Below are 13,720 nucleotides of genomic sequence, written 5' to 3' on the forward strand. Positions count from 1 at the left end.
ACCGACGTACGCCTTCCTGGAAGAACAAAGGTGTGCTGCTGATACAGGGTACGGCGATCCGCGGGAGCCCTCAGCAGACCTCTTCCAGATCCCGCCAGTCCCGGGAGTCCGGGCTGTCCGCGACCCACCCGTCCAGCAGTCCCCGCACCAGCGGGGCCGGCGCGGCCACCCCGCACTCCCGCTCCGGCACCCACAGCTGCCCGTCGGTCCGGTGGCCCAGCGGCCCGGGATGCCCCGGTTCACTGTGGTCGTGCGGGTCGAGATGCTCGCCGTCGCCCTCGTCGGACGGCATCCGCGACTCGGAGCACAGCCGGCACAGCAGCCGCACGGACGACGACCAGTCCTCCGCGGCGAACCCGGCGTCGGCGGCGAGCTGCTCCAGCGCGTCCCGGTCGGCCTCGGTCGCGGCTTCCAGCAGCACCACCCAGGTCGGCACCGGCGAGGGCGCCCACAGCTCGATCTCGTCGAACACCGGGTAGGCGTCCCCGGTGGCGGTGACCCGCTCCCCGTGCGGCACCCCGTCGTGCAGCACGACCTCGCCCCAGCGCCGCCCCGAGGACGGCAGCGGGATGGACAGCACCTCGATCCGGGCGGGGTCCAGCCGCCGCCCCCACACCACTTCGGCCTCCCCCTCGGGGGACAGCCGTACGGCCGCGCTGCCGAGGTCCATGCCGAGCGGCTCACCGGAGCCGGTCGCGTCGCCCGGCACCCGCAGCCCGTACGCCTGCCAGGCGCGCCGGGCCAGCGGCCAGTCCTGCAGGGCGGTCGCGGCGATGCCGACGTTCCACCAGTCCGGCGCCCCGGCGTCCCGGTCGAGCAGGGCGACGGCCCGCAGGCCGGCCGCCCGGGCCTGTTCCCAGTCGTGCCGGAACTTGTGCAGCAGGGCGAGGTTGAACCAGGACTCCGACAGCCAGGGTTCCAGGTCGGCGGCCCGCGTCAGCAGCGCTCCCGCGTCCTCGTACCGGCCGTCGCCGATCAGTGTGAACGCGCGGTCGGTGGCCTGCCGCCAGGAGGCGGAGGGCCGGTGCCGTCCCTTGCCGAAGATCCTCACGATTCCCGCCTGCCAGTTCCGTGTGGTGGGCTGGCTGTGCCTTCCGCGCCCCCGGACACCCTCTCTTTCGCATCCAACCACGTACGGCTGGAAGGACGCTCATTACCCATGGGTTACCCCGGCGCGGACGCGGTAAGACAGCCTTCTCCTTGGCCGGACGACGCACGGGGACGACCCCCGCGCGTCATCTCCTCGCTGCGGGACAGTACCCGGGCAGGCGGCTTCGCCACATCCGGTGTGCGCAATTCCCCGTAGCACCGTGCGGCGGTTCCGCCCGGCGGCGGGGGCGGAAGCGACGGCGCGGGCACGTTCGGGGCGGCGGGCTCGGGCGGGGGCGGGGCGACGGGCACGGCGCCGGCGGCGTACGCGCGCACCCGTGCCGGTGCCGCCCTCCGCGGGCCCTTCCCTCCGGCCGTGCCGGTTGCGCCCGCAGCCCAGGGGGCGGGGAGGGCCCGTGGGCCGGCGGCCCGCGGGATCGGCACGGCCGGGCGGCGGGCCGCTCACGGCCGGAGGGTCCCGGAAGGGGTCAGGACTCCTGCGATGCCGGCGGGGCCGCCGCGGCGTCGCGCTCCGGCACGGCCTGCCCGGAGCGGATCAGATCGATCCGCCCCATGACCTTGGCGCGCAGGTCGCCCGGCACGTCGTCATGCCCGCAGCACCGCTTGACCAGCTTCTTCACGGCCTGTTCCAGCCCGTACTTCTCCAGGCAGGGCGAGCATTCCTCGAAGTGGTGCTCGAACTTGGTGCACTCGGCATCCGGCATCTCACGGTCGAGGAACTCGTAGAGATGATCGAGGATTTCGCTGCAATCCGTCTCGTGCGGCTCTCCGCAGCTCATGACCCCGAGCCTTTCGCTTCGTTCGACTCTCCGGCGCCGGCCGGGACCAGCCCGCGCTCACGGGCGTAGTCCTCGAGCATGCCGCGCAGTTGACGGCGGCCCCGGTGCAGCCGGGACATCACCGTACCGATGGGTGTTCCCATGATGTCGGCGATCTCCTTGTACGCAAAGCCCTCCACATCCGCGAGATAGACGGCGATGCGGAACTCCTCGGGGATCGCCTGGAGCGCTTCCTTCACGTCCGAGTCGGGCAGGTGGTCGAGCGCCTGCGACTCCGCGGAGCGCAGACCCGTCGACATGTGCGACTCGGCACGGGCGAGCTGCCAGTCCTCGATCTCCTCGGCCGCGCTGCGCTGCGGTTCGCGCTGCTTCTTGCGGTACGAGTTGATGAACGTGTTGGTGAGGATCCGGTACAGCCACGCCTTCAGATTGGTGCCCTCGCGGAACTGGTGGAAGGACGCGTACGCCTTGGCGTACGTCTCCTGCACCAGGTCCTCGGCGTCGGCCGGGTTGCGCGTCATGCGCAGGGCGGCCGAGTACATCTGGTCGAGGAATTCCAGCGCGTCCCGTTCGAAGCGCGCGCTGCGCTCCGCGGTCGACTCCGCGCCCGTGCCCTGGCCCTCGGGCAGCTCCGCCTGGCCGTTGTCGGTCCCTGCGTCGGTCCCAGTGACCGGACCCACCTCCTCCGGTGATGACGTGGGACCGAGTCCGGTCCCACTCGATTCGGAGGATAGACGACGTGTGGCCGAAGGCGCTTCCCGGTACCGTCCGCCCGCCCCCCGGACGGGGGCGGTGGTCGCCGCGTGCAGCACCGTCCATTCCAGGCCGTCGCGGCTGCTGCGGTTCGGATCGGACCCTGCCGGCCGCAGCCCGCCCGTGGAACGGCGGGGGGAGACGGTCGGGCAGAAGGTGGAACCCATGCGGCGGACTTCCTCTCCTACGACGTCCGTGCTGATGGTCAGCACATACGTCCGCCACAACAGCGGCCGAGGGCTCGCCATTCCCGCACTTGCGGGTCCTTCAGCCGAGTGACCCGGTCCACGCGGCGACGGCGTCGGTGACGACCGCCAGCGCCCGGTCCTGGTCGACGGGCGCCCGCTTCGGGACGGCGAAGCCGTGATCGCCCCAGGGCACCCCGACCAGTTCGTACGGCCCGTCCGGGAACTCCTCCGGCTTCCCGAACGGGTCGTTCCCGCCCTGGACGACGAGGGTGGGCACACCCGTCCCGAGCAGTTCGCCGGCGCGGGACTTCTCCGGCCTGCCCGGCGGGTGCAGCGGGAAGCTCAGGGCGAGGACGGCGTGCGCGCCCAGCTCGCCCGCGGTGCGGCAGGCGACGCGGGCCCCGGCGCTGCGCCCGCCCGAGACCACCGGCAGGCCCGGCGCGGCCAGCGCGGGCCACACGCCCCGCCATCCGGCGTCCAGGGTCCTCGGCGCGGGCGCGACCTTCTTCCCGGCCACCCGCCAGGGCTGTTCGACGAGGGCGACGGTCACGCCGTGGGCGGGCAGCACGGCGGCGAGGGCCGCCAGGTCGCGGGCGTCCACGCCGCCGCCGGCGCCGTGGCCGACGGCGAGGACGAGCCGTGCCCCGCGCGCCTCGTGCCAGGTGATCCGGGCGGTGCCCGCGTCCGTCTCGATGGTCTCGGTGGTCCTGGGGGTCCCGGGGGTCCCGGTGGTCGCTTCCGTCACGTCAGAAGAGTGTGCCCTCCTCCGGCGCCGGCAGCTCCCTCAGCAGCTCCGGCCCGTTGTTGCGGACGTTGCTCACGGCCGTGGAGACGGGGTACGCCCGCATCAGCCCGGCGGGCGGGGGCGCCAGCAGCGGCCTGAGGTCGCCGGGGTCCGTGCGCGCCGGGTCCAGCCAGGCGTCCCACCGGTCGGGCGTCAGCATCAGCGGCATCCGGGGGTGGATGTCCGCCAGCGACCGGGGCCCCTCCTCGGGCGCCGCCGCGAGCGGCGTCCGCTCCGCCTCCGTGGTGATCACCGAGCAGGTCACCCACCAGGCGTGCGGATGGTCGTCGGGCAGGGTCCGGTCGCGCCAGAACTCGTACAGCCCCGCCATCGCGAACACCGACCCGTCGGCCGGCGTCACGAAGTACGGCTGCTTCCGGGGCCGCTTTCGCCTGCCCTCGACCTCCAGCTCCCGCTCCTGCTCGCCGGTCACCCACTCGTAGTAGCCGTCGGCGGGCAGGATGCAGCGCCGGGCGGCGAAGGCGCGGCGGTAGGAGGGCTTCTCGTGCACCGTCTCCGCCCGCGCGTTGATCATCCGGGCGGCGCCCTCGGGGGTCCTGGCCCAGGAGGGGACGAGCCCCCACCGCAGCTTCCGCAGCTGCCGAACCGGCCGCGGATCGTCCGCGTCCTTCAGGGGGCGGTCCAGGACGGCGTAGACCTCCTTGGTGGGAGCCACGTTGTAGTCCGGCTCCAGGGTCTCCTCCGGCTCCCACTTGCCGATCTCAAAGATTCCTGCGAGATCCTCGGGCCTGCGACTCGCTGCATACCGTCCGCACATACGTGCCACACTGCCAGATTCCGCGCGACCCGGAGGAGCCACCGCCCGCCATGGACCGCCTCGCATCCGCCTCTCCCGCCTCCCTCTGGAACGAGGTCTCCGGCACCCAGCCCGACCCCGATCTGTGGGTGGTGGTGGCGACGCTGGCCGCCGCGCTCGCCGTCGTCGTACCGCACCGCCCGTGGCGCGTGGCGCGCAACGCGGTCACCATCGCCCACGAGGGCGGCCACGGACTCGTGGCGCTGCTCACCGGCCGCACCCTGACCGGCATCCGCCTGCACTCGGACACCAGCGGCCTGACCGTCAGCCGCGGCAAGCCGCACGGCCTCGGGATGATCCTCACCGCGGCCGCCGGCTACACCGCTCCCCCGCTGCTCGGCCTCGGCGGCGCCGCCCTGCTGGCCACCGGCCGCATCACGCTGCTGCTGTGGCTGGCGACGGCACTGCTGGTCGCCATGCTGGTGATGATCCGCAACGCCTACGGGGCGCTGACCGTGTTCCTCGCCGGCGGCACCTTCGTGCTGGTGTCCTGGCTGACCGGGCCGCAGGTGCAGGCGGCGTTCGCGTACGCGGTGGTGTGGTTCCTGCTGCTCGGCGGGGTGCGCCCGGCGTTCGAGCTGCAGGCCAAGCGGTCCCGGGGAGGCGCCGGCGACTCGGACGCGGACCAGCTGTCGCGGCTCACGCACGTGCCGGCGGGGCTGTGGCTGTTCCTGTTCCACGCGGTGTCGCTGTGCTCGCTGCTCGGCGGGGGGCGCTGGCTGCTGGGGATATGAGGGCGCGGGCGCGCCGCCGTCGCGCGGGCGGGACCAGCCACGACGCACCCGCACCCGGACCACCGCCTCCTTATAAAGTGGGGCCATGGCCCCGAACCACGCAGACACCGCCCTCTGGCCCGCCCCGCACGCGAGCGGAGCCGTCGACGCGACGGTCCACGTGCCCGGGTCCAAATCGGTCACCAACCGCGCCCTGGTGCTCGCCGCCCTCGCCTCCGAGCCCGGCTGGCTGCGCCGCCCCCTGCGCTCCCGCGACACCCTGCTGATGGCGGGCGCCCTGCGGGCGATGGGCGTCGAGATCGAGGAAGGGGTGGGCCCGGACGGCACCGGCGAGGCCTGGCGGGTGCTGCCCACCGGTCTGCGCGGCCCGGCCACGGTCGACGTCGGCAACGCCGGCACGGTGATGCGCTTCCTGCCGCCGGTCGCCGCGCTCGCCGACGGCCCCGTCCGCTTCGACGGCGACCCGCGCTCCCACGAGCGTCCCCTGCACGGCGTGATCGACGCCCTGCGGCAGCTCGGCGCCCGCATCGACGACGACGGGCGCGGCACGCTGCCGCTGACCGTGCACGGCGGCGGCGCCCTGGACGGCGGCCCCGTCTCGGTCGACGCCTCCTCGTCCTCCCAGTTCGTCAGCGCCCTGCTGCTGTCCGGCCCGCGCTTCAACCAGGGCGTCGAGGTGCGGCACACCGGCTCCACGCTGCCCTCGCTGCCGCACATCCGGATGACCGTCGACATGCTGCGCGCGGTGGGCGCCCAGGTGGACACCCCGGAGTCGGGCGGCGAGCCCGACGTCTGGCGGGTCACGCCGGGCGCCCTGCTCGGCCGGGACCTGACGATCGAGCCGGACCTGTCCAACGCCCAGCCGTTCCTGGCGGCCGCGCTGGTGACCGGCGGCCGGGTGGTGATCCCGGACTGGCCGGCGCGCACCACCCAGCCCGGTGACCGGCTGCGCGAGATCTTCACCGAGATGGGCGGTTCCTGCGAGCTGACCGACCGCGGGCTGGTGTTCACCGGTTCGGGTGCGGTCCACGGCATCGACGTGGACCTGAGCGACGTCGGCGAGCTGACGCCGGGCATCGCGGCGGTCGCGGCCCTGGCCGACTCGCCGTCGACGCTGCGGGGCGTGGCCCATCTGCGGCTGCACGAGACGGACCGGCTGGCCGCGCTCACCAAGGAGATCAACGAGCTCGGCGGCGACGTCACCGAGACCGCCGACGGGCTGCACATCCGCCCGCGCCGTCTGCACGGCGGGGTCTTCCACACCTACGAGGACCACCGCATGGCCACCGCCGGCGCGATCATCGGCCTCGCGGTCGAGGGGGTGCGGATCGAGAACGTGGCGACGACGGCGAAGACCCTGCCGGACTTCCCCGAGCTGTGGACCGGGATGCTCGGGGTGTAGGGACGCGGGGACACAGCCATGCGCCGCTACGGCAAGCACACCGACGAGGACGACATCCGCTCCCGCCCCAACCGCCGGGGCAACCGTCCCCGCACCCACATCCGGCCCAAGCACGAGGACGCCGCCGAGGGCATGGTCCTCACCGTGGACCGAGGCCGTCTGACCTGCCTCGTCGACGGCCGGATCGTGATGGCGATGAAGGCCCGCGAGCTGGGCCGCAAGGCCGCGGTCGTCGGGGACCGGGTCGCGCTGGTCGGTGACCTGTCCGGCCGGAAGGACACGCTGGCGCGGATCGTGCGGATCGAGGAGCGCGCCTCGGTGCTGCGCCGCACCGCCGACGACGACGATCCCTACGAGCGGGTGGTCGTCGCCAACGCCGACCAGCTCGCCATCGTCACCGCCCTCGCCGACCCCGAGCCGCGCCCGCGCCTGATCGACCGCTGCCTGGTCGCGGCGTACGACGGCGGCCTCGACCCGCTGCTGGTGATGACGAAGTCGGACCTCGCCCCGCCGGACGGACTCCTGGAGCTGTACGGCGCCCTGGACATCCCGTACGTCGTCACCAGCCGCGAGGAGCTGGAGAACGGCGACGCGGCGGACCGGGTGCGCGCGCACCTGGACGGCAAGATCACGGCGTTCGTGGGCCACTCGGGAGTGGGCAAGACCACGCTGGTGAACGCGCTGGTGCCGGAGGAACGCCGCCGTACGACGGGCCGGGTGAACGCGGTGACCGGCCGTGGCCGCCACACCACGACGTCGGCCCTGGCGCTCCCGCTGACGGGAGCGGACGGCTGGGTGATCGACACCCCGGGCGTGCGGTCCTTCGGGCTGGCCCACATCGACCCGTCCCGGGTCATCCACGCCTTCCCCGACCTGGAACCGGGCACGCAGGGCTGCCCGCGCGCGTGCAGTCACGACGAGCCGGACTGCGCGCTGGACGCGTGGGTGGCCGAGGGGCACGCCGATCCGGCGCGGCTGTACTCGCTGCGGCGGCTGCTGGCCACCCGGGAGGCCCGGGAAGGCGACTGACCTCCGCGTTGTTTGGGTGGGCGGGGGATCGGCAAGTGCATAATCGCCGTTGCCGGTTCCAGGCCCGACCGGGCCCCGTCCAGCTCGGACGTCGCCCGACGAAGCGGTCGCGGAACACGGGGACACAGGAGGACGACACATGGCGTGGCTGCTGGTCATCGTGGCCGGGTTGCTCGAAACCGGCTTCGCCGTGTGCCTGAAGCTGTCGCACGGTTTCACGCGGCTGTGGCCGACGATCGCCTTCTGCGTCTTCGCGCTGGGGAGTTTCGGCCTGCTGACCCTGTCGCTGAAGAAGCTCGACGTCGGTCCCGCGTACGCGGTGTGGACCGGGATCGGGGCGGCGGGCACGGCGATCTACGGCATGGTCTTCCTGGGCGACCTGGTGTCCACGCTGAAGATCGTGTCGATCACGCTGGTGATCGTCGGGGTGATCGGGCTGCAGCTGTCGGGGTCGGCGCACTGAGCTCCGGTCCCGGCGGGCGCACCCGCCGGGACCGTCATGCCGGCTGGCCCCGGAGCGGGCCGCGCAGGAGGTCCGCGACGCCGCCCTCGCCGGGCGGGGCCACGACGCGGGACAGGGCGAGGCGGACGGCCGGTTCACAGCTGCGGACGGGTCGGCGGCGTCCGGCCGGGGGCGCCGGGGCCGGCCCCCCGTGGCCCCACCCCGGCCGCGGCGGATACCGTTCATCACATGCCCGACTACCTCGACGACCTCCGCTTCGCCCATGTCCTCGCGGACGCGGCCGACGCGGCGACGACGGACCGCTTCAAGGCACTCGACCTCAAGGTCGAGACCAAGCCGGACATGACCCCGGTGAGCGAGGCGGACAAGGCGGCGGAGGAGCTCATCCGCGGCCACCTCCAGCGCGCCCGGCCCCGCGACGCGATCCTCGGCGAGGAGTACGGCCTCGAGGGCACCGGGCCCCGCCGCTGGGTGATCGACCCCATCGACGGCACCAAGAACTACGTGCGCGGCGTCCCCGTGTGGGCCACGCTGATCGCGCTGATGGAGGCCGGGGAGGGCGGTTACCAGCCCGTCGTCGGCGTGGTCTCCGCCCCCGCGCTGGGCCGCCGCTGGTGGGCCGCGAAGGGGCACGGGGCCTTCAGCGGCCGGAGCCTGGCGTCGGCGTCGCGGCTGCACGTCTCCCGCGTCTCCCGGCTCGCCGACGCCTCCTTCGCGTACTCCTCGCTCAGCGGCTGGGAGGAGCAGGGCCGGCTGGACGGGTTCCTGGACCTGACCCGCGCGGTGTGGCGCACGCGCGCCTACGGGGACTTCTGGCCGTACATGATGGTCGCCGAGGGCTCGGTGGACATGTGCGCGGAGCCGGAGCTGTCGCTGTGGGACATGGCCGCCAACGCGATCATCGTGACGGAGGCCGGCGGCACCTTCACCGGGCTCGACGGCCGTCCCGGCCCGCACAGCGGCAACGGAGCGGCGTCGAACGGCCTGCTCCACGACGAGCTGCTGGAACACCTCGGCCGGCGCGGCTGAGCACCCCTTGCCGCCTCCCGCGCCCGCCGCTCCGGCAGCCCCCGCTCGTGGATCCGTGCAGCAGTGAGCGGAACGGGGAGCACTCCAGGAGGCGGTTCCGTGGAGGAGACGGCCCGGGCGATGCCGCACGGCGGCTTCCGCCATCCGGTCGTCCCGGAGCGCGGCGAGCCCGCCGGCATCGTCCCGGTCCGCGCCCTCAGCCGCTGCCGGGTGTCCCTGCGGCGGCGGGCCCGGCACCTGCCCGCCTGCGCGGGCCCGAGCAAGCGAAACGGGCCGGACCCCCCTTGACCAGGGAGTCCGGCCCGTTGCTCCGGCAAGCGGTCCAGTGCTGGTGGACTCAGCCGCGCAGGGCCTGGACCGCGACCTCCAGCCGCTTGCCGAAGTCGGCGTCGGCCTGACGGAAGTTGTTGATCGCGCGCTCGGCGATGTCCTCGCGCGAGACCTTGGAGATGGAGCCGGCCAGGTTGTTGATCAGGCGCTCCTTCTCCTCCTCGGTCATCAGGCGGTACAGGTTGCCGGCCTGGACGAAGTCGTTGTCCTCGGCATGGACCGGAGCCTGGTGGTTACCCGTCACACCGGTGAGGGAGACCGCCTGCCACAGCGGACGGTCCGTCTGGAACGGGCCGCCGAAGCTGTTCGGCTCGTAGTTCTTCGCACCGCCGTGGCGGCCGTCGTACATGAAGCCGTCGCGGCCGTGGGTGCGCGCCTCGGTGGCGTGCGGACGGTTCACCGGCAGGTGGTCGGCGTTGATGCCGACGCGGTAGCGGTGGGCGTCGCCGTAGGCGAAGAGGCGGCCCTGGAGCATCTTGTCCGGGGACGGGCCGATGCCGGGCACGAAGTGCGCCGGGGAGAAGATCGACTGCTCGACCTCGGCGAAGATGTTCTGCGGGTTGCGGTTGAGCTCCAGCTTGCCGATCTCCACCAGCGGGTAGTCGCCGTGCGGCCACACCTTGGTCAGGTCGAACGGGTTGAAGCGGTAGGTCGCCGCCTCGGCCGCGGGCATGATCTGGACGTAGACGGTCCAGGACGGGTACTCGCCGCGCTCGATCGCCTCACGCAGGTCGCGCTGGTGCGAGTCGGGGTCCTTGCCCGCCAGGACGTCGGCCTCCTCCTGGGTGAGGCACTTGATCCCCTGGTCGGTCTTGAAGTGGTACTTGACCCAGAAGACCTCGCCGGCCTCGTTGTTCCACTGGAAGGTGTGCGAGCCGAAGCCGTCCATGTGGCGGTACGAGGCGGGGATGCCGCGGTCGCCGAACAGCCAGGTCACCTGGTGCGTCGACTCGGGCGACAGGCTCCAGAAGTCCCAGACGTTGTCCGCCTCCTGCGAACCGGTGTACGGGTCGCGCTTCTGGGTGTGGATGAAGTCGGGGAACTTGATGGCGTCCTTGATGAAGAACACCGGAGTGTTGTTGCCGACGAGGTCGTAGTTGCCCTCCTCGGTGTAGAACTTCACCGCGAAACCGCGCGGGTCGCGCACGGCGTCCGCCGCACCCAGGTTGCCGGCCACCGTCGAGAAGCGGAGGAAGACCTCCGTCTCCTTGCCGACCTCGGAGAGGAACTTGGCCCGGGTGTACTTGGTGACGTCCGCGGTCACCTTGAAGGTGCCGTAGGCGCCGGCGCCACGGGCGTGCACGACACGCTCCGGGATGCGCTCACGGTTGAAGTGGGCCAGCTTCTCCAGCAGGAGCTGGTCCTGGACGAGCACCGGGCCGCCGACGCCCGCGGTCTCGCTGTTCTGGTTGTCGGCTACCGGAGCACCGGCCTCCGTGGTAAGCGGTCCCTGAGTCACGTGGGCCTCCTGCGCCATCACTTGCGTTCCTCTCCCTTGGCCAAAGCCGACCCTGATCCTACAATGGACAATGTCTAAGTCAAGTAGAGCTCCAAAATCACACCCGTTCGGGACCTGGTCCCCCTGCTGTTAGGCTGGTCTGTATGAGTGACCTTCTGGAGCGGCTGCGCGGACGCGGATGGCGGATGACCGCGCAGCGGCGTGTGGTGGCCGAGGTCCTCGACGGCGAGCACGTCCACCTGACGGCCGACGAGGTCCACGCGCGGGCCGTCGCCAAACTGCCCGAGATCTCCCGGGCGACCGTCTACAACACACTGGGCGAACTGGTCTCGCTCGGCGAGGTGATCGAGGTCACCACCGACAAGCGCGCCAAGCGGTACGACCCGAACGCCCACCGGCCGCACCACCACCTGGTCTGCGCCCGGTGCGGTGCGATCCGGGACGTGCACCCGAGGGGCAACCCACTGGCCGACCTCCCCGACTCGGAGCGCTTCGGCTTCACGGTCTCGGACGTCGAGGTGACGTACCGCGGCCTGTGCCCGAACTGCATGTCGGCGTAAACGGACGTACGGCGAAGCCCCGGTGCCCCACGGCACCGGGGCTTCGCCGTACGTCCGCGGTCCGCTCACACGGCCGGAGGCCCCGGAGACACCGGATGCCCCCGAACGCACCGAGGGCCGGAACCCTCTCGGATTCCGGCCCTCGGCCTTCAGTAGCGGGGACAGGATTTGAACCTGCGACCTCTGGGTTATGAGCCCAGCGAGCTACCGAGCTGCTCCACCCCGCGTCGATGAATGCAACGTTACGTCAAGGACTCCGGCAGAAGCAAATCGCCTGCCGGACGCCGGAACCGCCGGGTCCGGCCCGGGCCGCGCGCCCGGCGCCGGGGCCGCGCCTCCGCCGGGCCGCGCGCCCCGGCCGCGTCCCGGTCGTCCGGCTCCGGGGCGGCGGCGCCGGCGGACCGCTCCTGTGGCCGCAGCCCCCGGCTCCGCGCTCACGCCGTCAGCTCCTGGCGCAGGGCGTCGCGCAGCCGGGCCGCCCGCTCCGCGACCTCCGCCGGCCCCAGGGACACCGCCCGGTCGGCCCACCCCTGCCCCTCCGCCAGCTCGCCCCGACGCGCGTAGAACAGGGCCAGCCGCAGCGCCGCCCGTCCGTGACCGGCGTTCGCCGCACGGGTCCACCACGCGGCGGCCTCCGGCTCGCTGCCCTCCCGGGCCAGCAGCAGCCCGAGGTTGAACGCGCCGTTGCGGGACCCGGCCTCGGCCGCCTCCCGGTACCACCGCGCGGCCCCGACCACGTCACCCCGCGCGGCGGCCAGCATCCCCACCCGCACCTGCGCCCGCCGGTGCCCCTGGGAGGCCGCCCGCTCGTACCACTCCTCGCACTCGGTCCGCGCGTGCACGGACTCCCCCAGCTCGTGCGCGGGCTCCGGCGGCCGGCGCGCGTCCAGCACGGTCGCCAGCCGGTACGCGGCCTCGGCGCTGCCGCCTCCGGCCGCGCACCGCAGATACCGCTCGGCCTCCTGCTCGTCCCCCTCCCTCAGCCGCGCGATCCCGACCTGCAGCGCCGCCTCCGTGTGCCCGGCGGCCGCGGCACGCTCGTACCAGCGCAGGGCGGCCTGCTCCTCGCCGCGGCCGGCGTAGAGGATGCCCAGGTTGAAGGCGGCGTCCACGCTCCCGGACTCCGCGGCCTTGGAGAACCACGGCTCGGCCCCGGTCTCGTCGCCGCCGCGGAGGAGCAGGATCGCCAGTGCGTTCGCCGCCTCCCGGTGCCCGGCGTAGGCCGCGCGCCGGTACCACTGCTCGGCCTGCGCGGTCCGCCCCTGCTCGGCGCAGAGCAGTCCGAGGTTGTACGCGCCGTTGACGTCGCCGGCGTCCATCGCGGCCCGGTACCACCGCTCGGCGGTCTGCGGCTGCCCGCGCTCGGCGTGCAGCGCGCCCAGCGCGTTGGCGGCGTTGCCGTCCCCGTCCTGCGCGGCCCGCAGCCACCACACGGCGGCGCTCTCGGTGTCACCGGCGTCCCGCAGCAGGAACCCGAGCGCGCGGGCGGCCCGCGCCTCCCCGTCCTTGGCGGACGTCAGGTACCAGCGCCCGGCCTCCTTCAGTTCGCCCCGCTTCTCCAGGATCGTCCCGAGGTGCAGCGCGGCCCGCCGGTGTCCGCGCGCGGCGGCCTGCCGGTACCACTGCTCGGCCTCGGCCATGAGCCGCGGCCCGGCCTCCCTGTCGCCGCCGGACTCCCGCGCGGCCCGCCGGTCCAGCGCCCGCGCCAGCCGGTACGCGGCTTCCCGGTGCCCCCGCTCCGCCGCGGCCCGCAGCCATCGCTCGGCGCCGTCGTCGCCGCGGTGCTCCAGGAGGTCGGCGAGCGCGTACGCGCCGAGGACGTGCCCCTGTTCGGCGGACTGGCGCAGCCAGTACTCGGCGGCCGGCTCGTCGCCGCGTTCGCGGTGGTACCGGCCCAGCGCGTGCGCGGCCGCGGCCGATCCGGCGACGGCGGCGATCCGCCACCATCCGGCGGCCTCCTCGGCGTACCCCCGCTGGTGCAGCAGGACTCCCAGGTTGTTGGCGGCGGCACGGTCTCCCGCGGCGGTGGCGGCGCGCAGATGGGGTTCGGCTCCGTCGAGATCACCACGGCGCAGCAGCATGGCCCCGAGCACGCTCATCGCCTCGACGTCGCCGGCCTCGGCGGCGAGCCGCCGGCGTACCTCTTCCGCGATCTCGGCGGCCTCTTCGACCTCGTCCCCCGTCTCCCCCCGACCGGACGGCTGCGCAAATCGCCCTGTCTCGAACAGAGTTGCCTTGTCCCCCATAACGTCCATCGTCGCACCACCTGCAACCTGGGTACAC

At 73.4% G+C, this 13,720-nt stretch carries 14 protein-coding genes, 1 tRNA gene and 1 pseudogene; 7 read left to right on the plus strand and 9 right to left on the minus strand.

Features of this window, described 5'->3' with window-relative positions; all coding sequences use genetic code 11:
- Positions 1-70: 70 nt before the first annotated feature.
- The 5 genes from ABD363_RS13120 to ABD363_RS13140 all read right to left on the minus strand — a co-directional run bounded on the left by ABD363_RS13120 (position 71) and on the right by ABD363_RS13140 (position 4,392).
- Positions 71-1,051 (minus strand): tetratricopeptide repeat protein, encoded by a 981-nt coding sequence (locus tag ABD363_RS13120; protein WP_344602832.1) that lies wholly within the window; start codon positions 1,049-1,051, stop codon positions 71-73.
- 526 nt (positions 1,052-1,577) lie between these two features.
- Positions 1,578-1,889 (minus strand): mycothiol system anti-sigma-R factor, encoded by a 312-nt coding sequence (rsrA, locus tag ABD363_RS13125; RefSeq protein ID WP_344602834.1) that lies wholly within the window; start codon positions 1,887-1,889, stop codon positions 1,578-1,580.
- Complete coding sequence (sigR, locus tag ABD363_RS13130; RefSeq protein ID WP_242766192.1) at positions 1,886-2,569, minus strand: RNA polymerase sigma factor SigR; 684 nt, start codon at positions 2,567-2,569, stop codon at positions 1,886-1,888. Before sigR ends, rsrA begins: the two co-directional genes overlap by 4 nt.
- 340 nt (positions 2,570-2,909) lie before the next feature.
- Positions 2,910-3,575, minus strand: a complete 666-nt coding sequence (locus ABD363_RS13135) for an alpha/beta hydrolase family protein (protein ID WP_344602838.1) — start codon at positions 3,573-3,575, stop codon at positions 2,910-2,912.
- Between the two features lies 1 nt (position 3,576).
- Positions 3,577-4,392, minus strand: coding sequence for an SOS response-associated peptidase (locus tag ABD363_RS13140; protein ID WP_344602840.1), 816 nt, complete (start codon positions 4,390-4,392; stop codon positions 3,577-3,579).
- 50 nt (positions 4,393-4,442) lie between these two features.
- On the opposite strand from ABD363_RS13140, the gene ABD363_RS13145 reads away from it, so the two are divergent.
- From ABD363_RS13145 to ABD363_RS13160, 4 genes are all read left to right on the plus strand, one after another.
- On the plus strand, positions 4,443-5,165 hold the full coding sequence (locus ABD363_RS13145) for a M50 family metallopeptidase (RefSeq protein WP_344602842.1): 723 nt from the start codon (positions 4,443-4,445) through the stop codon (positions 5,163-5,165).
- A gap of 85 nt (positions 5,166-5,250) precedes the next feature.
- Positions 5,251-6,567 (plus strand): 3-phosphoshikimate 1-carboxyvinyltransferase, encoded by a 1,317-nt coding sequence (gene aroA, locus ABD363_RS13150; RefSeq protein ID WP_344602844.1) that lies wholly within the window; start codon positions 5,251-5,253, stop codon positions 6,565-6,567.
- A gap of 18 nt (positions 6,568-6,585) precedes the next feature.
- Positions 6,586-7,596 (plus strand): ribosome small subunit-dependent GTPase A, encoded by a 1,011-nt coding sequence (gene rsgA, locus ABD363_RS13155; protein ID WP_344602846.1) that lies wholly within the window; start codon positions 6,586-6,588, stop codon positions 7,594-7,596.
- A 139-nt stretch (positions 7,597-7,735) separates the two neighbouring features.
- Positions 7,736-8,059 (plus strand): DMT family transporter, encoded by a 324-nt coding sequence (locus tag ABD363_RS13160; protein ID WP_344602848.1) that lies wholly within the window; start codon positions 7,736-7,738, stop codon positions 8,057-8,059.
- Between the two features lie 34 nt (positions 8,060-8,093).
- Here the strand turns inward: ABD363_RS13160 and ABD363_RS13165 are convergent.
- Positions 8,094-8,204: pseudogene (locus ABD363_RS13165) on the minus strand (TetR/AcrR family transcriptional regulator); the annotation flags it as partial.
- An 83-nt stretch (positions 8,205-8,287) separates the two neighbouring features.
- Here ABD363_RS13165 and hisN point away from each other — a divergent pair.
- Both hisN and ABD363_RS13175 read left to right on the plus strand, forming a co-directional pair.
- A complete protein-coding gene (gene hisN, locus ABD363_RS13170) occupies positions 8,288-9,088 on the plus strand; it encodes a histidinol-phosphatase (protein WP_344602850.1) in 801 nt (266 codons plus the stop codon).
- Between the two features lie 99 nt (positions 9,089-9,187).
- Complete coding sequence (locus tag ABD363_RS13175) at positions 9,188-9,376, plus strand: hypothetical protein (protein ID WP_344602852.1); 189 nt, start codon at positions 9,188-9,190, stop codon at positions 9,374-9,376.
- 49 nt (positions 9,377-9,425) lie between these two features.
- On the opposite strand, the gene ABD363_RS13180 is transcribed toward ABD363_RS13175, so the two are convergent.
- Positions 9,426-10,877, minus strand: coding sequence for a catalase (locus ABD363_RS13180; protein WP_344602854.1), 1,452 nt, complete (start codon positions 10,875-10,877; stop codon positions 9,426-9,428).
- 143 nt (positions 10,878-11,020) lie between these two features.
- Here ABD363_RS13180 and ABD363_RS13185 point away from each other — a divergent pair, with 143 nt between their 5' ends.
- The gene (locus tag ABD363_RS13185) at positions 11,021-11,437 is read left to right on the plus strand and encodes a Fur family transcriptional regulator (RefSeq protein ID WP_344602856.1); all 417 of its coding nucleotides are present in this window, start codon (positions 11,021-11,023) and stop codon (positions 11,435-11,437) included.
- Between the two features lie 153 nt (positions 11,438-11,590).
- Here the strand turns inward: ABD363_RS13185 and ABD363_RS13190 are convergent.
- A tRNA-Met gene (locus tag ABD363_RS13190) sits at positions 11,591-11,664 on the minus strand.
- Between the two features lie 207 nt (positions 11,665-11,871).
- Complete coding sequence (locus ABD363_RS13195; RefSeq protein WP_344602858.1) at positions 11,872-13,692, minus strand: tetratricopeptide repeat protein; 1,821 nt, start codon at positions 13,690-13,692, stop codon at positions 11,872-11,874.
- Positions 13,693-13,720 lie beyond the last annotated feature (28 nt).

Origin of the sequence: Streptomyces glaucus, assembly GCF_039533365.1 — a bacterium.
Taxonomy (GTDB): domain Bacteria; phylum Actinomycetota; class Actinomycetes; order Streptomycetales; family Streptomycetaceae; genus Streptomyces; species Streptomyces glaucus.